Source organism: Pseudomonas sp. KH_046_1 (genome assembly GCF_057839025.1).
The window spans coordinates 3,412,601-3,433,584 of sequence record NZ_CM174481.1 but is presented as its reverse complement, the minus strand read 5'-3'; the positions used below and the strand labels follow the sequence as shown (position 1 = coordinate 3,433,584).

Genomic DNA, 20,984 nt, shown 5'->3' with positions numbered 1-20,984 from the left:
TCAGGCCTCCATCAACAGGCAGGCGTGGGGCGGCAGGTTGACCGCGACACGATCGCCCACCACCCGCCCGTGGTTCAGGCCTTCGTTGTTCTCGCGCAGCATGACCTTGATGTCGTTGTTCAGGCGGCATTGATAGAGCGTGGCCGTGCCGACATACAGCACGGCTTCGATCACGCCGCGCAGGTGATGCGGCTGTGTCGGTTCGACCAGTTGCGAGCGCTCGGGGCGGAACGCCAGTTGCACCTTGCTGCCGTCAAAGCCCTGGGCCGGGCAGGGGATTTCCACGGGCATGCCGTTGGGCACGAAGAGCTTTTCGTTCTGTTGGCCACGTTTGATATGACCGGGAAGGAAGTTGATGTCGCCGATGAACTGCGCGACGAACTGATGCTGCGGACGCTCGTAGATTTCATTGGGCGTGCCGATTTGCAGGATCTTGCCGGCGGACATCACGGCGATGCGATCGGACAGGGTCAGGGCTTCTTCCTGATCGTGGGTGACGAAAATGAAGGTGATCCCGGCTTCTTTCTGCACGCGCTTGAGTTCGACCTGCATTTCCTTGCGCAACTTGAGGTCCAGGGCCGACAGCGGTTCGTCGAGCAGCAACACTTTGGGTTTTGGCGCCAGGGCCCGGGCCAGAGCCACCCGTTGCTGTTGGCCGCCGGACAGTTCGGCCGGTTTGCGCTTGGCTAGGTGCTGCATTTGCACCAGCGCGAGCATCTCATTGACACGCTGCGGGATCAGTTTGCGATCAAGGCCCTGCATCTCGAGGCCGAAGGCGATATTCTGCGCAACACTCATGTGCGGAAACAACGCGTAACTCTGGAACACCGTGTTGACCCGACGTTTGAACGGCGGCAAATCGTTGACCGGCTCGCCCGCAAGGCGGATCTCACCGTCGCTGACATGCTCGAAGCCGGCGATGGTGCGCAACAGGGTGGTTTTGCCGCAGCCGGAAGGGCCGAGCAGGGTGAAAAATTCGTTGTCGGCGATGTCGACCGAGACGTTGTCCAGGGCTGGCGTCAGTCCCGGATCGTCGGAATATCGCTTTGAGACGTTTCGCACTTCGATTGCTGTTGGGTGACCCATTATGGTGCATTCCTTTAATTATTGTATGCAAAATCTGGATGCAATTTAGAAATACCCGGATTAATCTGCCCGTGCAAGCCCCTTTTTCAATGGCTGTTCATTCGCCAGGGTCGGTTGCACAGGGCGCCAGGAGTTGATGAATGACGGAAAAGAAACTGGAAACCACGGTCGACCGCGTCTACCAAGGGGTTTACGAGGCGATCAGCAAACGCTCGTTGCGTCCGGGCATGAAGCTTGGCGAAGCCTCTTTGGCCGAGCTGTTCAATGTCAGCCGCACGTCTGTCCGGGCCGCGCTCAAGCAATTGGAGGCCGACGGACTGGTCACCACCGAGCCCAATAAAGGTGCGTCGGTGTCGTTGCCCAGTGACGAAGAGATCCGTTCGCTGTTCGAAACCCGGCGTCTGATCGAGATCGGTATCGTCAGCGAACTGTGCCGCCGTCGTGATACGGCGGTGACCCAGGACCTGCGCGATCACTTGCTGCTGGAAGATGAAGCGCATCAGAGCGGTGATCACGAACGACTGATTCACCTGCTCGGCGAGTTCCACATCAAACTGGCCCGCAGCCTGAACAACCCGGTGCTGCTCGACTGGTTCCAGAAGCTGATTTCCCGGGCATCGTTGTATGCCGCAGCGCTGGATGACGACAGCCACGAGGTCTGCCGCGACGACGAACACCTGCGGTTGATCGAGTACATCGAGGCGGGGAACCAGAGTGCGGCCATCGAGCTGACCTGCATGCATTTGAATGGCATCGAGAAGGCCATTCTGGATGTCGCGGCCACGCTGAAAAGCAGTTACAACCCGCTCAAGCATCTGATTGAGGTGTAGGTTGCAGTTTCCTGGACACTGAAGATCAAAAAGTGGGAGCGGCGGTGCGGCGATCCGACTTGCTCGCGAAAGCGGTGTATCAGCAGACGAATGTGGTGAATGACACACCGCCTTCGCGAGCAAGCCCGCTCCCACAGGGAATCTCTACTGGCCACTGATTCCCGGCTCGACAAGGAAGCCTCAGAATCAGCTATACCTCTATGAAACGAATAGCGTGCAGGATGCTCGAAACAAACGGGCGCAACTTACCGGGATAGAGCCAGCCGATGCAGTTTCTAGAGGATAGCCACGGGTGCTCCGGGTGGAACGGCGAAATGGCCGGGCGCATTCGTGCGTTCGACTGGAGCCTGACCGAGCTTGGTCCGCTCGATTCATGGTCCAGGAGCCTGAGCAGCGCGGTGCAGTTGATGCTCGCGTCTCCGCTGCCGATGGTGATGCTCTGGGGCCAGTCCGGGTACATGATCTATAACGACGCTTATTCGAAGTTTGCCGGTGGGCGTCATCCATATCTGCTCGGCTCCTCTGTAGAACTGGGTTGGCCGGAGGTCGCCGAATTCAATCGCCACGTGGTCGACACCTGCCTGGCGGGCGGCACCTTGTCCTATCGCAACAAAGAACTGGAGCTGCTGCGTGACGGGGTTCCGGAAGATGTCTGGATGGACCTTTACTACAGCCCGGTGGCTGACGATGACGGACGTCCCGCCGGGGTCATGTCCATGGTGGTGGAAACCACGGAGCGGGTGATATCCGAGCAACGCCGACAAGTGGCTGAAGACGCTTATCGTGCGGATAACGAGCGGGTACGCCTGGCATTGAACGCCGGTGCCTTGCTCGGTTCCTTTGTCTGGGACATCAAGACCAACGTGCTGTCGGGTGATGAGCGATTCGCTCGCACGTTCTCTTATCCACCCGGGCAAGACTTGGGCAACCTGTCTCAGGAGATCGTCGAAGGGCGGATCCATCCGGACGACCGTAGCTGGGTTCAGGAACGGGCCACGCTGGCGGTCGAGACTGGCGAACCCTACAACGTCGAGTACCGGATCCAGCGCCCCGACGGCAGTTACTTCTGGGTGCTCGCCAGCGGTTGCTGCGAATTCGATGAGCAAGGCGAGGCATTTCGTTTCCCCGGCGTGCTGATCGATATTCACGAACGCAAGATCGCCGAAGAATCCCTGCTCAAGTTCACCCGCAACCTGGAGCAGCGGGTGGCCGATGAGGTCGAGGCAAGGCTGGCGGCGGAAGAACAACTGCGCCAGTCACAGAAACTCGAAGCCATCGGTGGCCTCACCGGCGGTGTGGCCCATGACTTCAACAACCTGTTGCAGGTGATCGCTGGCAACCTGCACCTGTTGGCACGCCATGAGCCGAATAACCCCAATGTGCAGCGCCGGGTATCGGCGTCGATTGCCGCGGTCGAGCGCGGTGCCAAACTGTCCTCGCAACTGCTTGCATTCGCCCGTCGCCAACCGTTGTCGCCCGCGGTCTTCACGTTGCGGCAGATTTTCGATGGCCTGGCGGAACTGTTGCAGCGTGCCTTGGGGGAAACCCTTCAGGTGCACATGGCAGCGCCTGAAGATTCCTGGAATGTGTTTGTCGATCGCAATCAACTGGAAAACGCCATTCTCAACCTGGCGATCAATGCCCGGGACGCCATGCAGGGTGAGGGGACCATTGATCTTTGTGCGGACAACATCGTCCTCGATCGTAAGTTTTGCGCCGGCAAGGGCATTGCTGCCGGGGACTATGTGCGGGTTTCCGTGACGGATACCGGCGTCGGCATGCCGCCGCAGGTGCTGGCCCAGGCATTCGAGCCGTTCTTTACCACCAAGGCCGACGGGCAGGGCACCGGATTGGGCCTGAGCATGGTGTTTGGCTTCGTCAAGCAGAGTGGCGGTCATATCGAAATCGCCAGCGACGTGGGGCAGGGGACCCGGGTGCAGTTGTACTTCCCGCGCACCTTGCGCGCGGCACCCAGCGAAACGCCGGGCCCTGTTGTGCCGCAAAGGGGCGGGCACGAACGCATCCTGGTGGTCGAAGACAATGAGGCCGTGCGGGTGTCGGCGGTGGAGTTGTTGCGCGAAGAGGGCTATCAAGTTCTGACGGCGACCAACGGTGATGTCGCCATGCAAATGTTGCTGGAAAGGGTGACCGTGGACCTGATATTCACCGACGTGGTCATGCCCGGCCTGATCAAGAGTTCGGACCTGGCGGCCTGGGCGAAAGTGCAAGAACCACCGGTGGCCGTGCTGTTCACCTCGGGGCATACCCGCGACATCATCTCGCGCAATCACCAGCTCAGCCCCGACACTCACTTGTTGAGCAAACCCTACAATCCCGAAGCACTCAGGCAGATGGTGCGCATGGTGCTTAACGGCTGAAACCAGTGGAAGTGCCGGTGCAGGCAAAGGTTTTATCGCCTGTGCGACAGGACGACGAACGGACACCGCTGGTCTGACAGGTGGTCGACAGAACGGGCAAACCGAGGCCATTCTGATAGTTGGTGAACGCAATTGATCGCGTTTCGCTGCCGATCAACAAACGGAGGTGTTCCATGCCGGTGCCCCATGACCTTTATCAGGATCTGAAACGCTCAAAGGAAGAAATCCAGCAGAAACGCACCAAGGATCCGTTACTGGATTCACTGCTTAACAAGTATTCCCAGGCGGATGCCGAAGTGGTGAAAGCAGAGGAGGCCAAGTCCAACGATGACACCGTAAGGAAGCTCAAGGAGGTACGTTTGCTGGTCAAGGACAAGATCGTCAAGCAACTGGGCTCGACATCCTGACCCAGCGTGCTGCCACCGACGACCGGTGGCCGGAAAGTTGGAACGGCAACCAGAACCGGCACCTCGAATGCTCAGAGCCCGATGTTACGGCTCTCAACGAGGTGCCTCATGACCCCGCCCGAATATCCCAGTGAACTGAACACTGTTCCTGTGGGAGCGAGCCTGCTCGCGATAGCGGAGGGTCAGTCACCAGTGTTGTTGAATGTGCCTCAGTCATCGCGAGCAGGCTCGCTCCCACATTGGGTCTTCAGTGTATTCAGATAGTGGTACTGCTCATTGCAATGCCTTGCTCAAAGGCAATCGCACCATGTTCTGCGCTTTCAGCGAACCGAAATACAACCAGTCCCCATACTCGCGCACCGTGGTGATCGGTGAGTAGTTGTCGCTGCTGCCATCCTGCAGGTTGGCGATCACTTTGCCCTCAAGGTCCAGGCCCAGGGCAAATCCGCGTTTTTCCACGGGCTTGGGCAAGATGGTCATGGCCCGCACGATCATCTTGCGTACCAACGGATGCGCCGCCGTGGCGTCGAGCAAGGGGTTTCGGGGGGCATAGAGTGCCACCCAGAAGCGGTCGCGGCCATTGAACGACAGGTTGTCCGGCAGCCCTGGCAGGTTGTCGATAAACAGGTCGTGGGTGCCGGCCTTCGGACCGCTGAGCCAATAACGGCTGATGCGGTAGGCACCGGTTTCATTGACCAGGACATAGGCATCGTCCGGTCCCAGGGTCACGCCGTTGGCAAACTCCAGCTTGTCCAGCACAACCGACGTCTTGCCGGTCTGGAAATCGTAGCGCAGCAGTCGACCGTCGCCGCCGTGTTCGATCACGGCCTCTGCGTCGTGGCCATAGCCGAAGCGGCTCGAAGCATCGCTGAAATAAGCGTAGTGACCAGGTTTGTCGATAACCACATCGTCGATAAAACCGAAGGGAACGCCGCCGGCCTCTGTGGTCAAGGCCACCAGACGCCCCTGGGCGTCGAGGGACAACAAGCCTTTGACGGCATCGGCGACCACCAGCAGACCATTGGGATGCCGGGCCAGGCCCAGTGGCCGGCCACCGGTAACGGCCAGGAGTTTGGTGGTCTTGCCATCCAGGCTCGTGCGGATCAGGCGACCGTCGTGCAGGCCGGTGATGAGCGTGTCGTTTTCCAGCAACAAGGCTTCCGGCCCGTCGATGTCGGCGGCACCGACGCGTTCCACCCCCTTGAGCCGCTGATTGTCGGCGTAGATTCCGCTGGTGAGGGACGGCGCAGGTTGTGGTGTCCAGGCCACCGGTCGCACCTTGGTCGGCATCAGCAACAGGAAGGCGCCGATAACGACGATGACCAGCAACAGACATTTGAAGGTTCTGCTCACGCGCCCACCCCTGTCGCCGCCAGGTACTTCTGCGCCATGTCGCGCAACGCCAGCATCGACGCTGCCGATTCCCGATCGATGCGCCGTTTGAGCAACAACCGGTTGGCAATGCGCATCGTCAGGCCGCTTAACTGATACTCAAGGGTGCGGACGAAGCGGGTGTCCTCGCCTGTGGCATCGCATTCATAGGTCACCACCAGCGACAGGCCGTGATCACCCCGGGCCTCAGCGCTCCAGCGCCGCCCGGGCAGGTACTCCGCCACCTCCCAGCGCAAGTGCCCGTCACGCCCGCCGGCTCGGATGTCTTCCTCGAAACGTGCGCCGGCATACAACGGACCTTTTGGCCCATCGATGCGCAGTGACGACGGATGCCATTGCGGCCAAAGGGTCACGGTGCTGGCGTAGGCAAGTACCTCGACCGGGTTTCCGGCAATGACAATCTGATGCTGCATGCGGGTCATGGGCGTTCTCGTCGGGTTGAGCGGCGCAGGTTCCGGCTCCCAATAGAGGGTGCCGAACAGGTAGTCCATCAGCGGGAAAACGATGTTGAAATTACGCTCTTGCATCAGTTCACGGCGGTGATGCAGTTCGTGCAGCCGGCGCATCTGGCGGATCCACGGCAAGCGTGTGACCAGGTTGCGCGGCGGCAGATGCTCGCAAGCATGAAACACTTCATAAGCCAGGTAACCGAGGACAAGAAGGCCGCCGACCAATCCGGCGACGTTGGTATTGATGTGCTTGAGCAGCCACCAGAGGGGCAGGGCGACGGCGAGGGTGTGCAGCACGATCAGCCACGCCGGAAACAGAATCACCCGCCAGTCGCGGGCGCTGTCGTAGGTCATGTGGCCGGGGGTGAAAAAGCTGTGGTGGTCGACTGCGTGACGGGCATAAAACAGCCGGGCGAAGCTCTTTTTATGATGCCCCAGGTGGCGATGCACCATGTACACGCCGAGGTTGAACAGCAGCAGCGTGACGGGCACCGCCAGCCATTCTGCTGGCCGCACCTGATGTACGTTGCTCCAGAAAGCGCTGATCGCCACTGCCCCGAACACCAGGACAAACGCGCCGTGCAGCCAGGGGTTGTAGAGCGGATGAATGTCGGCGCGGTAACGGCTGCGGAATCCTTCGGTGGTCTGCCTCACTGCAATCACCTGTCGTTTTTGTTATCTCTTTCAGATTAGCCGATCCCGGTGATTTGACGGGCCGAACCTTGAGCACACAACGGCCATGATCCGGTGCAAACCGGTCTCAGGTCAGCGGATCCCAGCGCTGCGACCAGTCTTCGTCGGAGTCGATGACCTTGCGCAGCAGGTCGAAGGCGTGTTGCAGCGTCGGCGAGTCACGATCGCGCGAGTAGACCAGATAGGTCGGGTAGTTGAATTCCGGTGCCTTGGGCACCCGTTCCAGGGCGCCGCTTTGCAGATAACTCTGCACGACGCGGGTGCGAAAGTAGCCACTGCCGCCGTTTTCGAGAAGGTACTGCAAGCCCAGCGGACCGAGATTGAAACTCAGTGCAGCCTTGGCTTTTTCCGGCAGGGCAGCGTCGTGCTGGCGCCGGAAATCAGCGCCCCAATCGATGTACACATAAGGATCGGGTTTGTCGGCCTGGCGCACGAGAATCAGTTTTTCTTCGAGTATCTGCTCGACCTGCAAACGTGGCCAATACTCGGGCTGATACACCAGTGCGGCATCCAGAACGCCCAACTCCAGTTGCCGCAGCAGGTTTTCGCCGTCGCGGATTTCCATGCGCAGGGCGTGGCTGGGGATGTTCTTGCGAATTTCGCCGGCCCAGCCGAGCATCAGCGGGTTGCACAGGCTCACCTCGCCACCGATGTGCAGTACATCGCGATAACCCTCGGGCAGCGGCAAATCACGCCGCGCGGCTTCCCAGGTTTGCACCAACTGATTGGCGTAGACCACGAACGCTTCACCGTTGGGCGTCAGGCGGGCGCCGGCACGATTGCGCACGAACAGGGTGCTGCCCAACTGGCTCTCGAGTTTTTGCACCCGTGCGGTGATCGCGGTCTGGGTGACATGGAGTTTTTCCGCGGCGGCAGCCAGGCTGCCATGGCGGACGATTTCGAGGAAGGTGCGGGCGAGGTCGATGTCCATGGGGTGGCCGGTGTGGGGAGTGCGGATATTGTATGAGCACCACCGAACCTGTGGCGAGGGGGCTTGCCCCCGTTGGGGCGCGAAGCGACCCTTTAGACCCGCTCAAACATAGCAGGGCTTCGGATTGACGACTGCTTCGCAGCCGAACGGGGCGATGCGGCGATCCGACAAGCCCCCTCGCCACAGGGCAGGCAAAAACGACGAATCCCGCCACTAAGGGCGGGATTCGATTGCAGCAGGCACGCTCCCGAAGTTCGGGAGCCAGGTGCTTACGACGGGAACAGTTCGGACAGTTTCATCGCCAGCATCATGTCGCCTTCAGCGCGCAGTTTGCCGCCCATGAACGCTTGCATGCCGTCAGTCGAACCGTCGACGATGCCTTCCAGGGTTTCGCCGTCCATCACCAGGGTCACCTGGGCGTCCGGGTTCTCGCCTTCCTGCAGCTCGCAGGTCTGGTCTTTGACGATCAGCGAGAAGTTCTTGGTGTCGTCGATGCGGAAACCGAAGACCAGGTCCAGACCGGCAGCAGCGGCTGGGTTGAACTTGGCTTTCATTGCTTGTACGGCGTCTGCTACGGAGGTCATGGTTCGATCCTTTCTTGGGTAATAAGAGCTGGGTGATTACAGCCAGGGTCACAATAGTCCGGACTCAGCGAAACGTGATGAGTTCCGGGGCCTTCAACAGTTGCAGGTGGGCATGACCGTTGAAGGAAGCCAGGGACACCTCGCGACCACGAAACTTAAGCTGGTTGAGCGAGGTGTTGACGATTTGCCAGTTCAATTCAAAGGCCTGCCGGGCAGGCATTTGTGTAATCAAGTGGAGCAGGGCGGTGATGGTGCCGCCGGATGTGAACACGGCGATTTTCTGGGTGTTGTCAGCCTGGTCGAGGATGCGATGCAAGCCGGCCTGCACCCGCTCGACAAACCCCAGCCAGCTTTCCAGGCCCGGTGTGTCAAAGGTGCCGGCCAGCCAGCGCTCGATGATCAGGGCGAAGATACGCTGGAACTCACCGCGGTTTTGCGCGGCGTTGCGCAGGATGTTCAGGGCTTCGGGTTCGTCCGGCAGCATGGCCGGCAACAGCGCGCGGATCACCGCATCGGCGTCGAACTCGTTGAAGGCGGAGTCGGTTTCCAGCAACGGCACCGGCAGGCCCACCGCGGCGAATTGTTCCAGCGCGCTGTTGGCCGTGTGCTGCTGGCGGCGCAGATCTCCCGCCAGGCAGCGGTCGAAGCTGATCCCGAGTTCGGCCAGGTGGCGGCCAAGGATTTCTGCCTGACGAATGCCGGTCGGCGACAGGACGTCGTAGTCGTCTGCACCGAAGGAGGCCTGGCCATGTCGAATCAAATAGATGCTGCCCACGTCCGCGTCTTCCCGGTACGTTGAAGGTTTGGCGAGGTTATGAGGATGGCGGTGTGCTGTCAATGAAAAAACATACGCTTGTTTGAAATGCCCGTTACAGGCCTGCTGCCAGAGGTTTCATGGCTGGTCGCAAGGTCGGCGCATGGGTATGCTGGAGGTATCCCGCGCGCGTTCAAGCCGCGCATCGTTTGAGGAGTCCCTGTGGAGTTTTTTTCCGAGTACGCCATATTTCTGGCCAAGACCGTGACCCTGGTGATTGCCATTCTGGTGGTCCTGGCCAGTTTTGCGGCCTTGCGCAGCAAAGGGCGGCGCAAGTCGTCCGGCCAGTTGCAGGTCAGCAAGCTCAATGATTTCTACAAAGAGCTGCGCGAACGCCTGGAGCAGACCTTGCTCGACAAGGACCAGCTCAAGGCCTTGCGCAAGACCCAGGCTAAAACCGACAAAAAGCAGAAGAAAAAACCCGAGGCCAAACCCCGGGTGTTCGTGCTGGATTTCAATGGCGATATCAAGGCTTCGGCCACCGAAAGCCTGCGCCACGAAATCACTGCCTTGCTGACCCTGGCCACACCGAAGGACGAAGTGGTGCTGCGCCTGGAAAGCGGCGGTGGCATGGTTCACAGCTACGGTCTGGCCTCCTCGCAACTGGCACGAATCCGTGAGGCCGGCGTGCCCTTGACCGTGTGCATCGACAAGGTCGCGGCCAGTGGTGGCTACATGATGGCGTGCATTGGGCAGAAGATCATCAGTGCACCCTTCGCGATTCTCGGCTCGATTGGCGTGGTGGCGCAGTTGCCCAACGTCAATCGCTTGCTGAAAAAGCACGACATCGACTTCGAAGTGCTGACCGCCGGTGAATACAAACGCACCCTGACCGTGTTTGGCGAAAACACCGAGAAGGGGCGGGAGAAGTTCCAGCAAGACCTGGACATCACCCATCAACTGTTCAAGAAATTCGTGTCGCGCTATCGCCCGCAACTGGCGATCGATGAAGTGGCCACCGGCGAAATCTGGCTCGGTGTCGCAGCGCTGGACAAACAACTGGTCGACGAACTCAAGACCAGTGATGAATACCTCTCCGAGCGCGCCAGCAAGTCCGAGCTCTATCACTTGCATTACACCGAACGCAAAAGCCTGCCAGAGCGCATTGGCATGGCCGCCAGCGGCTCGGTCGATCGCGTGCTGCTGAGCTGGTGGAGCCGTTTGACCCAGCAACGCTTCTGGTAACGGGCCAGGAGATACTGCAAAACATCCAGCCGGGGCATTTGTCCCGGCTTTTTTTTGGTGCGCCAGGCATGGCGCGTTGCGCGAAGCGCAACCAGCTTGGCTGTGGTGGCCTCGCTGGTGACTTGGAGGTGTAAGTCCTCTACACACCCGGCAAGGGGAAGTGTTAGCCAGAGGCAAGGGTGTCGCGGGCGACTGCGAATCTGAAGGAAGCCCGAGGCAAAATGCTGGCCTGACGAACAGGAAGCGGATAGAGGCGGCGCAGCGGGGTAAGAAGGCCAATATCTTCAAAGCCCAATACTTGCACGGAACGCTGTGACGTAGATCCGACAGGCATAAGCAGGAAGGTCGCGCGAATTACCCTGGGAGATCTGTGGGTTTGCCACTGTGCTACCGAGCGTCGAGAGGCGACGGGATGAGCCCATAGAAGTCAGCTGAGGCCGTAGTAAGTGGCGGATTACCGCGTCACCAAGGGCCGAACAGGTTATGCCGCCAGTAGGCGTCAGAGTCTCGTCGAATGTTGAAACGCAGAATATTCTCCAAGAGAAAACTGTTACCCCAGGTCCTGGACGGTATCCGAGGATGAAGGCTGACAGGGCGCAAACATCGACGGCGTCTGTGGCGTGGACGAACGCGGAGCCGGACACGCTGATGGTGCGGGTGCTTGCACCCGCCAACCTCAAGCGTGCGTATCAACGCGTGGTCAGCAACAAGGGCGCACCGGGTGCCGATGGCATGACGGTCGACCAGCTGGCGGGCTACGTGAAACAGTATTGGCCGATCCTCAAGACTCGGCTGTTGGCCGGCGAATACCACCCGCAAGGTGTACGCGCCGTCGATATCCCCAAACCCAAAGGCGGTACAAGACAGCTGGGTATCCCCAGCGTCGTGGATCGCCTGATCCAGCAGGCGCTGCTGCAACAGCTCACGCCAATCTTCGATCCGCTGTTTTCGGACTACAGCTACGGCTTTCGTCCGGGCAGAAGCGCTCATCAAGCCATCGAAACCGCCCGCGCCCATGTGGCGGCGGGCCACCGCTGGTGCGTGGAACTCGATCTGGAGAAGTTCTTTGATCGGGTCAACCACGATGTATTGATGGCCTACATCGAGCGTCAAATCGAAGATAAACGTGTGCTTATGCTGATCCGTCGTTATCTCGAAGCGGGAATGATGTCGGGCGGGATCGCCAGCCGACGGCAGGAAGGGACGCCGCAAGGCGGCCCGCTCTCACCGTTGTTGTCGAACATCCTGCTCAATGAACTCGACCGCGAACTGGAACGGCGGGGCCATCGTTTTGTACGCTATGCCGACGACGCCAACATTTATGTGCGCAGTCGTCGTGCTGGCGAGCGAGTGCTGGTCAGGGTTGAGCGCTTCCTGAATCAACGCCTGAAACTGACGTTGAATCAAGAAAAGAGCCGAGTAGCACGGCCGTGGGCGTGTGATTACTTGGGTTACGGGATGAGCCTGCATAAACAGCCGAGGCTGAAAGTAGCTACGATGAGCCTGAATCGCTTGCGCGATCGGCTCAGAGAACTGCTGCGCGGAGCGCGGGGCCACAAGATGGCAAGCGTCATTGAACGGATTAACCCGGTGTTACGTGGTTGGGCGGGTTACTTCAAGCTCAGCCAGAGCAACCGCCCCCTTGAGGAGTTGGATGGCTGGATGCGCCGTAAACTTCGCTGTGTCATTTGGCGTCAATGGAAGCAGCGCCCAACGAGGGCGCGCAACCTGATACGTCTGGGGATCAGCGAAGCACGCGCCTGCAAATCAGCGTTCAACGGGCGCGGGCCATGGTGGAATTCGGGAGCGTCACATATGAATCACGCGCTGCCGAAGAAGCTGTGGGACAGCCTGGGGCTGGTCCCAATACTGGATACGATAAAACGGCTTAACCGCATAACCTGAACCGCCGTATACGGACCCGTACGTACGGTGGTGTGAGAGGACGGCGGCTGTGAAGCCGCCTCCTACTCGATCCTGCGAATGCTTGCCCGATGTCCTCCACGGCTCGGCGAAATCTCTGTAGGCAGCAGGCGACCGTTCCTGCTTTCGGCAACGCGGCAGCTGGTTATGTTGGTGTTCCAAAAATAGTTGCCATGGAATGCATATGAATGACCATCAGACACCGCTTCATCCCGATCTTGCGTCGCTGCGCGAAACACTGAAGTCTGTGGTGAGCGCGGCTTTACCGCAGTCTCCCGAGCAGTTCGGTGCACAGTTGATCAAGGAAAAATGGGGACAAGACATCGACCCGCAAACCGCCCTGTTGGTCACTCTGGATTACCGCTACCGCGGGCACCCGCCACAAGACGGTATCGAGCAAGGCCAGGTGGCAAACACACAAACCCTGGTGCAGGCGTTGCTGGCGAACTACCAGACCGTTGGTGACGGGCGCTTCGCCGAAAGCGCATTCGGCTTGTACACACCGCCCGATGTCGGTCCGTCCATTCGCATCGTGGAGCATGTCGATGAATTCGCCGATCACGGCAATGGCAATCACCATACCTACGAAGGCATCTATCGCCAGACCACGCCTCAGGTGTATGGACCGGCAACGCAAATTGCCCTCAGGCCAGCGGCGTTCAAGCAGTGGGTATGGGAGCTGGATTTGCAAACCCTCTATCAGGCCTACCTGGATCGCGCCTGGCCCTCCGACAAGCGAATCGCCCAGGCGCAGCCTTACGACCTGAGAACCTCGGCCAAGGCCGCCTTTATCATGAGCGCCTGCCTGCAACATCAGGAGGGCAGTTTGAGTCAGGAAGGCCTGGCCCTGGCCATGCAGGCCGCCGGTTTGCCAGCGGAGCAGGCCTGGAGTGCGTTGTCCATCGATCAGGTGCAGGCGCCCACTCGCGTCAGTGCGCCGATCGAAGTAGGTCGGCTGACGATCTATCGCTACACATCGGACGATATTTGGTGTTACCGCCACCGTCACAGCGGCCGGGTCTTGTTGAATATTCCCGGCAACTCCTCACCCTTGCATGAATTCGCCGACTGGCGGCACCTGCGCCAATGGATCGTGGACCAAGGCAGGGTTGCCGCCACACGGCAAGCGCTGGTCGCGCATTTTGCCGAGGACGATCGTGAAGACGGCACTTTCCATGCGGGCGTGTTGACGGCGTTGGAGGGCATGGCGGTTTACCCGAAGGAGCACTGGCTGAAAAAGAACGCGGGGTTTTTCAACAACGACGGTTTCTGGGACCCGCAGGACTACGTCGACCTTGAGCGTGCGCCGACCGACACCGACCCGTTTGCGCAACTGGTGCTGACCATGAAGCAGGCCTCCATGGCCAGCGTCAAAACCATCCGTGACGATGCCCAGGTCAATCGCGACAACCTGAGCGCGGTGGTGCAACCGCTTGTGCAGTGGATCAACCGGCTGGGGCCTTTGGCATTGTTCATTCCGGGAGGCGAGGGCGTCCTGGTGCTGGCCGGCCTGATCGACGCCGGTTACGGCCTCGATCAGGCCATCAACGGTAAAACACCGGAGCAGCGCTCCGAGGGCGTGACGCGTACGGTGTTCGGCTTGCTCAATGCGCTTCCGTTGATCGGTGCGGTGGCGGCACTCAAGGGCGAAGAAAAAATCGCCGGAACGCTGCACGAGCCGGGGGAGCCGGGGAACGAGCCGCATCCCGGAGCGCCGGCCGAGCCCACACCCGGGTCGGTTTCGGCACCGGTGTCGACACGTGTGGAGTTGATGCGTGGCGTTTGCGCACCGCTTGCGGCCTTCAGTGATGAGGTATTGGCGCAGATCGCGCGGATCAGCACGGTCGACGACGATATGCTGCGTCTGATGCAGACCGGTCGTGCGCCGACGCCGTCGCTTGCCGACACCATCACACGCTTCAAGCTCGATCAGGAACTCGAAACTGTCGGCGATCCGCAAACACGGGCCGGATTGTTCAACGCCCGCTATCAGGCGCTCCAGCACTCGGACCAGGATTGGATTCGCCTGTTTCAGCGCGAGTACCCCGATTTGCCGAAAAGTGCCGTGGAGCAGATCCTCGATCGTTCGGGGGTCGACATCGATCGGCCCATCGATGCTGACGAGGCGCTGCAACTGTTCAAGCGCCTGGACAACAAGGCACGCGAGTATCAGCGGCATGTACGACTCAACCGGGCCTATGAAGGCCTGTACTTGCGCTCGGTCATCGCTCCAGAAACCGATGTCCTGGCGTTGCACTCCCTGGAACGCCTGCCCCGTTGGCCGAAAGGCTTGCGCATCGAAGTGCTCGACGGGTCGATCAGTGGCCGGGTCCTGGACCGTTGCGGCCCGCTCGATTCGGCGGATTGCCGGCGCTTGATCAAGGTCGGTGATCGCTATCGGTATGCCACGGTGGCGGCTACCGACGGCGAGGGTTCGGATCTGTTTGTCGCGCTGGTCGATCTAATGTCAGGGGAGGAGCGCGCGGCGATGTCGCTAAGCTCGCCCGACGCGGCCAGCCAGTTGCGTTTGCGTATTGGCGCGCATGCCTTGTCCCGCGCCGAACTGTTGCTCGGCCTGGATCGAATGGATTCGCGGTTGTCGTTCGAAGCCGGGGGATTGCGCGGCGGCGGCTTTCCGAACACGCCACGGGGTGCTGTGCTGGCTCACGAAATCATGCGCATGCAGGTCAGGGATCTGTATCCGGAATTCTCCAATGTCCAGGCGGACGAGTTTCTCCTGACGGCGGGTGCCGGGGCCCAGGCGCTGGTGGATCGCCTGACGCTCGAGGTGCGGCAGTTGCATGCCGATCTGCGTCAATGGGTTGACCAGGCCGCGCTGGATGTCAATGACATGGACGTGGATTTTCTCGCGGTGGACGATGACGACGCCATGGGCATGAGTCCCGAGCAGGTGGCGGCGCACAATGTCGAGCTGCTGCAAACCGTGATCGATTACGAGCGTGAAACGCGAATTGAGCTGGGCGATGAATTGATGAGCATCTGGCAAAAATGCCCGCCCCAGATCAATAGAGTGATGTCTGGCGAGGTGTTTTCCGGCTACAGGCTGGATCTGGGGTTCGAGGACTTCCATCGGCTGCCGACGATGAACGTGCGCTTCAATGATGTCATCGAGCTATCGATGCACGGCCTGCACCTGGTCGAGCGCGAGAGCCTGAACGCTTTTCTCGAAAGTTTTCCGAATCTGCACTCCCTGAACCTGGAACGCGTGGATCTGCGTCGGCTCAATGCAGATGATGTGCTGGAGGGGGTATTGCCTCCACCGGTTCGGCAAATGACTCGACTCACAACGCTCAACCTGAGTTCAACTTTTCTTCAGCTTCAGGAGAACACGGTTTCGCAATTTCGTGATCTGGTGAGCTTGCAAGTGCTGGACCTGAGTGACAACCCGTTGACTGTCCCGCCCGTGGTATTGGGGTTGAATGAGTTGCGTGTATTGAACCTGAGAAACACCGGGATCAGTCATTGCCCGATTGGCATCGCCGATCAGCCGTACCTCACCTCGCTCGACTTGCGAGGCAACCGGATCAGCCGGGTTCCCTACGCGATACTCAATCAGGCGGTCTCCCGGGACCGGGTGAAACTGTGGGGTAATCCGCTGACGGATGAAGAGACGTTGTTGCGCCTGGTCGATCATCGCGAACGCACCGGTATCAATCTGTGGCTGAGTGAGCCGGGTGCCGATTACGGCAGTGCGACGCCCTGGCTGGAGGAGGGCGATGAAAGCGTGCGCGAAGTCCGGCAACAGATCTGGCAACGATTGGCCGTCAAGCCATCGGGCAGTACGTTGCTCCGGGTCATGGATGGATTGAGCCTGACGGCGGATTTCCAGGTCGGTTATCGGTCGCTGCAGGCACGCGTGTGGCGCTTGCTGTACGAGGAGGATACGTCAGAAGAGCTGTGGGGTTGGTTGCGGCAGTGCGTCGAAACGCGGATGGCAGATGCGGAGAATCCGTTCCGGTTGTTCGTGGTGCTGGAGGATCGAGTCCGGCTGTACCGCGATTGGGTCGCCATGGGGCGGCCGATGCCGCTGGCCGATTATCCGGTGATTTAGCGGGCAGGGTAAAACGCCTTGAGCCCCGGGGCGGGGTTCAAGGCGTGACGGTCAGCGGCGACGGAACAGCGGTAGCGGTTCGTCGGTAGCTGCCTGATAGGACACCGAGAAGTCCTTGAGGCCTTCAAGGGCTTCGTGCGGGTCTTTGTCGGCGCGAATGGCGAATGCGTCGAAACCACAGCGATGCATGTAGAACAACTGGTCACGCAGCACGTCGCCAATGGCCCGCAATTCGCCCTTGAAACCGTAACGGTCACGCAGCAGGCGGGCGTTGGAGTAGTTGCGGCCATCGGTGAATGCCGGGAAGTTCAGGGCGATGACCTGGAACTGCGCAACGTCTTCGCCGATCTCCTCGGCTTCTTCATCGGCGTCCAGCCAGATGCCCAGGCCGCCGTCACGGGCCAGGAGCATGCGGCTGTGTTCGCGCCACAGCTGCAACGGCACGATGAGGTCGTCGCAGTTGCTGATCTCGTCGATGTTGAAATCCTTGGGCAGCAGGTGCCAGGTCTCGTCGACGACCTCGTTGTTCTTAATTATTCGCTGCATAGACACGCTCCTTGAAGAGGTCGATGCCAATACGCTGATAGGTGTCGATGAAGCGTTCGTCTTCGGTACGTTGTTCGATGTACACGTCGATCAGCTTTTCGATCACGTCAGGCATGGCTTCCTGGGCAAAGGACGGGCCGAGGATCTTGCCCAGGCTGGCGTCACGGCTGGCGCTGCCGCCGAGGGAAACCTGATAGAACTCTTCGCCTTTCTTGTCCACCCCGAGGATGCCGATGTGGCCGACGTGGTGGTGACCACAGGCGTTCATGCAGCCGGAGATGTTCAGGTCCAGTTCGCCGATGTCGAACAGGTAGTCCAGGTCGTCGAAACGGCGCTGGATCGATTCGGCGATCGGGATCGACTTGGCGTTGGCCAGGGAGCAGAAATCGCCGCCCGGGCAGCAGATGATGTCGGTCAGCAGGCCGATGTTCGGCGTGGCGAAGCCTTGCTCGCGCAGCTCGCCCCACATGGCGAACAGTTTGTCCTGCTCGACGTCGGCCAGGATGATGTTCTGCTCGTGGGAGGTGCGCAGTTGACCGAAGCTGTAACGGTCGGCCAGATCGGCCACGGCGTCGAGCTGTTTGTCGGTGATGTCGCCCGGTGCAACGCCGGTTGGCTTCAGGGACAAGGTCACGGCCACATAACCCGGCTTCTTGTGGGCCAGGGTGTTGCGCACGCGCCAGCGGGCGAAGCCCGGGTGTTGCTGGTCGAGCTCGGCCAGTGCGGCTGCCTGGTTTTCCAGGGCGTTGTAGTCCGGGTCGACGAAATGCTTGGCGACGCGCTGCACTTCGGCTTCGGTCAATGTGGTCTGGCCACCGCGAAGGTGCTCCATTTCCGCATCGACTTTCTGCGCGAAGACTTCAGGCGTCAGCGCTTTGACCAGGATCTTGATCCGCGCCTTGTACTTGTTGTCGCGACGGCCATAGCGGTTGTAGACCCGCAGGATGGCGTCGAGGTAGCTCAACAGGTCTTGCCACGGCAGGAATTCATTGATGAATGCACCGACCACCGGCGTACGGCCCAGGCCGCCGCCGACCAATACACGGAAGCCCAGTTCGCCAGCGGCGTTGTGCACCGGCTCAAGGCCGATGTCATGGACTTCGATGGCGGCACGGTCGGAAGTCGAACCGTTGACGGCGATCTTGAATTTGCGCGGCAGGTAGGCGAATTCCGGGTGGAACGTGGTCCACTGGCGGACGATCTCGCACCATGGGCGCGGGTCGATCAGCTCGTCGGCGGCGACACCGGCAAACTGGTCGGTGGTGACGTTGCGCAGGCAGTTGCCGCTGGTCTGGATCGCGTGCATCTGCACGGTGGCCAGTTCGGCAAGAATGTCCGGAATGTCTTCCACGGCCGGCCAGTTGAACTGCACGTTCTGCCGGGTACTGATGTGGGCGTAGCCCTTGTCGTAGTCGCGGGCAATTTTGGCCATCATTCGCGTCTGGCGCGAAGTCAGTTGGCCGTAAGGCACGGCGACTCGCAACATAGGCGCGAAACGCTGGATATAAAGGCCATTTTGCAGGCGCAGGGGGCGGAATTCTTCTTCGCTCAGCTCGCCTGCCAGATAGCGTCGGGTCTGATCACGGAACTGCTTGACGCGGTCCTCGATGATCCGCTGATCGTATTCGTCGTATACGTACATATAAGTCCTGTTCTCAGGCTTGGGCCGGTCGGAAACAGCGGCGTTTTTTGGCTTGCTGGCGTCCGATAAAACCTCGGCAATTCTGCGCGCACGGCCGCGCACTCCCTACGGAGCCGGGGCAAGATAACAGTTTGCAGTTATGCGTAAAAGTGATGTTTGAGCATATGTAAAGAACCAAATCGCCTAATGAGAATCGTTGTTGCAAAGACCCTGTTTGTGGTGCGGGCAATCGTCGTCTTTACTGTGCTCGAGTCTTTATGCAATCACCGATAAAACCGACAAGAGGCGATGCAATGAGCAACCCAACCAAAGCACGGAAAAGCGATAGCACCGTTGATGCATGGGCAATTTTGTTCCTGATCATTCTGGTCGTGGGGACGGCGGTTTTCTGGGTCAGTCATCAGTAAGCGACCCCGTCCGGGCCCGGTTCCGACGATTGTCTGACAAAAACCGGAAAAGTCGCCGTTTTACGGAGGTTCGCTGGCTATAATGCGCGGCGAATTTCCGGGGGCTCGGACGATCAATGTTGAAGTTTCTATGTGGCGTATTACTGGCGCTGGGTATGGTCGTGGGACCTTGTGCCCAGGCGGCGTCAGTGCTGTTCCTGAACCCGGGAACCCCCACGGAAGCTTTTTGGGTGAGTTATTCGCAGTTCATGCAAGCCGCGGCGACCGACCTGGGAATGGACTTGCGCATCCAGTATTCCGACCGCGTCTCCGAAATCACCATCCAGCAGGCTCGCGAAGCCCTTCAGGGCCACCATCGTCCCGATTACCTGGTCTTCGTCAACGAGCAATACATCGCCCCCGAAATCCTGCGGCTGGCCAAAGACAGCGGTGTGAAGCTGTTCATGGTCAACAATGCCCTGACCCCGGATCAGATGAACCTGATTGGCGCACGCCCTGACAAATACCCCGATCTGCTCGGCAGCCTGGTGCCCAATGACGAGGAGGGCGGCTACCTGATGCTCAAGGAACTGATCCGACAGCACGGCCCGGTGGCCCCCGGCCAGACGATCGAATTGCTGGCCTTTTCCGGTTTGAAAATCACTCCGTCCTCGCAGTTTCGGGAGAAGGGCTTGCGGCGTGCCTTGGCCGAGCACCCCGAAGTGCATTTGCGGCAGTTGGTGTACGGCGGCTGGACCCGGCAACGCGCCTGCGAGCAGGCCAGGTTGCTGTTCAAGCGCTACCCGCAGACGTCGCTGGTCTGGGCCGCGAATGACGAGATGGCGTTCGGTGTAATGCAGGCGTATGTCGAAGCCGGAGGTGTGCCAGGAAAAGGCGTGCTGTTCGGCGCGATCAACACTTCACCCGCCGCGTTGCAGGCACTGCTGGACCGTCGTCTGAGTGTCTTGCTGGGCGGGCACTTCAGCCTCGGTGGCTGGGCGCTGGTGCAATTGCATGACTACGATCAAGGCGTGGACTTCAGCCAGTACGGCGGCCGTGACCGACAGATTCCGTTATTGCAGCTGATTGATCGGACGCAGGCCAAACGGCTGCTGGCGATGGGCACGGCGCAGGATTTCGGCGTGGACTTTCACAAACTCTCGGCCAAGGGACGTCCCGCATCCTGGCGTTACCCGTTCACCCTGCAAACCCTGATGCACTGAGCCGCATCAAACTCCGGCCAGAAGCAGCACCAGCTTGACGATGCCGAACAGCATCAATGCAAACACCGCCGTAAAGAGAATCCCGAGAATCACGAAATGACTCGGCTTGCCGTGAGTGAAATCACGGGCCCGGTTCTTCCCGCTCTGCACCCCGAACGCCGCCGCCATGACGCTGTGCAGCATTTGCCAGAAGGTCGGCGGCTTGTTATCGGCCGGATCGTCCATAAATCCCTCGTCTGAAAGTGGGTGCACACAGCATAGCCAATCTGCCGATTCGTGCCGTAGCTGCCTGAAACGGTTTGTCTCGCCTTTTCGATCGTGCGGTAACTATGTACCGCAGGTATTCAGGCCTGGGGTGGTGTCCTGTCGCTCCATTTACCAGGAGAGACAGTATGAGCATTTCATCCCGGACTTCACCGCCGACATCGAAGGTAGAGTCGCCT

General features: G+C 59.9%; 16 protein-coding genes. 7 read left to right on the top strand and 9 right to left on the bottom strand.

Going from position 1 to position 20,984, the window contains the following annotated elements; genetic code table 11:
• Positions 1 to 1,086, bottom strand: a complete 1,086-nt coding sequence (locus tag AC3IT9_RS15785) for an ABC transporter ATP-binding protein (protein WP_489270317.1) — start codon at positions 1,084 to 1,086, stop codon at positions 1 to 3.
• A gap of 140 nt (positions 1,087 to 1,226) precedes the next feature.
• Between AC3IT9_RS15785 and AC3IT9_RS15780 the strand changes: the two genes are divergently transcribed.
• From AC3IT9_RS15780 to AC3IT9_RS15770, 3 genes are all read left to right on the top strand, one after another.
• Positions 1,227 to 1,916, top strand: a complete 690-nt coding sequence (locus AC3IT9_RS15780) for a GntR family transcriptional regulator (RefSeq protein ID WP_150755745.1) — start codon at positions 1,227 to 1,229, stop codon at positions 1,914 to 1,916.
• 266 nt (positions 1,917 to 2,182) lie between these two features.
• Positions 2,183 to 4,294: a hybrid sensor histidine kinase/response regulator gene (locus AC3IT9_RS15775; RefSeq protein WP_353740849.1), complete on the top strand. Its 2,112-nt coding sequence runs from the start codon at positions 2,183 to 2,185 to the stop codon at positions 4,292 to 4,294.
• Positions 4,295 to 4,467: 173 nt separating this feature from the next.
• On the top strand, positions 4,468 to 4,701 hold the full coding sequence (locus AC3IT9_RS15770) for a hypothetical protein (RefSeq protein ID WP_150723611.1): 234 nt from the start codon (positions 4,468 to 4,470) through the stop codon (positions 4,699 to 4,701).
• A gap of 273 nt (positions 4,702 to 4,974) precedes the next feature.
• On the opposite strand, the gene AC3IT9_RS15765 is transcribed toward AC3IT9_RS15770, so the two are convergent.
• The 5 genes from AC3IT9_RS15765 to AC3IT9_RS15745 form a co-directional block, all read right to left on the bottom strand.
• Entirely contained in the window at positions 4,975 to 6,054 is a 1,080-nt protein-coding gene (locus AC3IT9_RS15765; protein WP_150723612.1) for an SMP-30/gluconolactonase/LRE family protein, read from the bottom strand.
• Positions 6,051 to 7,196 (bottom strand): sterol desaturase/SRPBCC family protein, encoded by a 1,146-nt coding sequence (locus AC3IT9_RS15760; protein ID WP_489270316.1) that lies wholly within the window; start codon positions 7,194 to 7,196, stop codon positions 6,051 to 6,053. Before AC3IT9_RS15760 ends, AC3IT9_RS15765 begins: the two co-directional genes overlap by 4 nt.
• A gap of 106 nt (positions 7,197 to 7,302) precedes the next feature.
• A complete protein-coding gene (locus AC3IT9_RS15755; protein WP_423504800.1) occupies positions 7,303 to 8,166 on the bottom strand; it encodes a LysR family transcriptional regulator in 864 nt (287 codons plus the stop codon).
• Positions 8,167 to 8,435: 269 nt separating this feature from the next.
• The gene (locus tag AC3IT9_RS15750; protein WP_015094878.1) at positions 8,436 to 8,750 is read right to left on the bottom strand and encodes an SCP2 sterol-binding domain-containing protein; all 315 of its coding nucleotides are present in this window, start codon (positions 8,748 to 8,750) and stop codon (positions 8,436 to 8,438) included.
• 64 nt (positions 8,751 to 8,814) lie between these two features.
• Entirely contained in the window at positions 8,815 to 9,525 is a 711-nt protein-coding gene (locus tag AC3IT9_RS15745; RefSeq protein ID WP_150755740.1) for a histidine phosphatase family protein, read from the bottom strand.
• A 201-nt stretch (positions 9,526 to 9,726) separates the two neighbouring features.
• Here AC3IT9_RS15745 and sohB point away from each other — a divergent pair, with 201 nt between their 5' ends.
• The 3 genes from sohB to AC3IT9_RS15730 all read left to right on the top strand — a co-directional run bounded on the left by sohB (position 9,727) and on the right by AC3IT9_RS15730 (position 16,744).
• Positions 9,727 to 10,749, top strand: a complete 1,023-nt coding sequence (gene sohB / locus AC3IT9_RS15740) for a protease SohB (protein WP_489270315.1) — start codon at positions 9,727 to 9,729, stop codon at positions 10,747 to 10,749.
• Positions 10,750 to 11,232: 483 nt separating this feature from the next.
• The gene (gene ltrA, locus AC3IT9_RS15735) at positions 11,233 to 12,654 is read left to right on the top strand and encodes a group II intron reverse transcriptase/maturase (protein WP_151213490.1); all 1,422 of its coding nucleotides are present in this window, start codon (positions 11,233 to 11,235) and stop codon (positions 12,652 to 12,654) included.
• A 202-nt stretch (positions 12,655 to 12,856) separates the two neighbouring features.
• On the top strand, positions 12,857 to 16,744 hold the full coding sequence (locus AC3IT9_RS15730) for a dermonecrotic toxin domain-containing protein (protein WP_489270314.1): 3,888 nt from the start codon (positions 12,857 to 12,859) through the stop codon (positions 16,742 to 16,744).
• A gap of 51 nt (positions 16,745 to 16,795) precedes the next feature.
• Here AC3IT9_RS15730 and AC3IT9_RS15725 read toward each other — a convergent pair whose 3' ends face one another.
• Both AC3IT9_RS15725 and AC3IT9_RS15720 read right to left on the bottom strand, forming a co-directional pair.
• Entirely contained in the window at positions 16,796 to 17,290 is a 495-nt protein-coding gene (locus AC3IT9_RS15725; RefSeq protein ID WP_150723618.1) for a DUF934 domain-containing protein, read from the bottom strand.
• Positions 17,274 to 18,932, bottom strand: a complete 1,659-nt coding sequence (locus tag AC3IT9_RS15720; protein WP_489270313.1) for a nitrite/sulfite reductase — start codon at positions 18,930 to 18,932, stop codon at positions 17,274 to 17,276. The genes AC3IT9_RS15725 and AC3IT9_RS15720 overlap by 17 nt, the downstream gene beginning before the upstream one ends.
• Before the next feature lie 523 nt (positions 18,933 to 19,455).
• Here AC3IT9_RS15720 and AC3IT9_RS15715 point away from each other — a divergent pair.
• Positions 19,456 to 20,541, top strand: coding sequence for an ABC transporter substrate-binding protein (locus AC3IT9_RS15715; RefSeq protein ID WP_489270312.1), 1,086 nt, complete (start codon positions 19,456 to 19,458; stop codon positions 20,539 to 20,541).
• Positions 20,542 to 20,547: 6 nt separating this feature from the next.
• On the opposite strand, the gene AC3IT9_RS15710 is transcribed toward AC3IT9_RS15715, so the two are convergent.
• Positions 20,548 to 20,766, bottom strand: a complete 219-nt coding sequence (locus tag AC3IT9_RS15710) for a DUF2970 domain-containing protein (RefSeq protein WP_150755737.1) — start codon at positions 20,764 to 20,766, stop codon at positions 20,548 to 20,550.
• Positions 20,767 to 20,984 lie beyond the last annotated feature (218 nt).

Coding starts and splice junctions, on each gene's coding strand:
- AC3IT9_RS15785 (WP_489270317.1), bottom strand. CDS start 1,086: ATGGGTCACCCAACAGCAATCGAAGTGCGAAACGTCTCAAAGCGATAT.
- AC3IT9_RS15780 (WP_150755745.1), top strand. CDS start 1,227: ATGACGGAAAAGAAACTGGAAACCACGGTCGACCGCGTCTACCAAGGG.
- AC3IT9_RS15775 (WP_353740849.1), top strand. CDS start 2,183: ATGCAGTTTCTAGAGGATAGCCACGGGTGCTCCGGGTGGAACGGCGAA.
- AC3IT9_RS15770 (WP_150723611.1), top strand. CDS start 4,468: ATGCCGGTGCCCCATGACCTTTATCAGGATCTGAAACGCTCAAAGGAA.
- AC3IT9_RS15755 (WP_423504800.1), bottom strand. CDS start 8,166: ATGGACATCGACCTCGCCCGCACCTTCCTCGAAATCGTCCGCCATGGC.
- AC3IT9_RS15750 (WP_015094878.1), bottom strand. CDS start 8,750: ATGACCTCCGTAGCAGACGCCGTACAAGCAATGAAAGCCAAGTTCAAC.
- ltrA (WP_151213490.1), top strand. CDS start 11,233: ATGCCGCCAGTAGGCGTCAGAGTCTCGTCGAATGTTGAAACGCAGAAT.
- AC3IT9_RS15730 (WP_489270314.1), top strand. CDS start 12,857: ATGAATGACCATCAGACACCGCTTCATCCCGATCTTGCGTCGCTGCGC.
- AC3IT9_RS15725 (WP_150723618.1), bottom strand. CDS start 17,290: ATGCAGCGAATAATTAAGAACAACGAGGTCGTCGACGAGACCTGGCAC.
- AC3IT9_RS15720 (WP_489270313.1), bottom strand. CDS start 18,932: ATGTACGTATACGACGAATACGATCAGCGGATCATCGAGGACCGCGTC.
- AC3IT9_RS15715 (WP_489270312.1), top strand. CDS start 19,456: ATGTTGAAGTTTCTATGTGGCGTATTACTGGCGCTGGGTATGGTCGTG.
- AC3IT9_RS15710 (WP_150755737.1), bottom strand. CDS start 20,766: ATGGACGATCCGGCCGATAACAAGCCGCCGACCTTCTGGCAAATGCTG.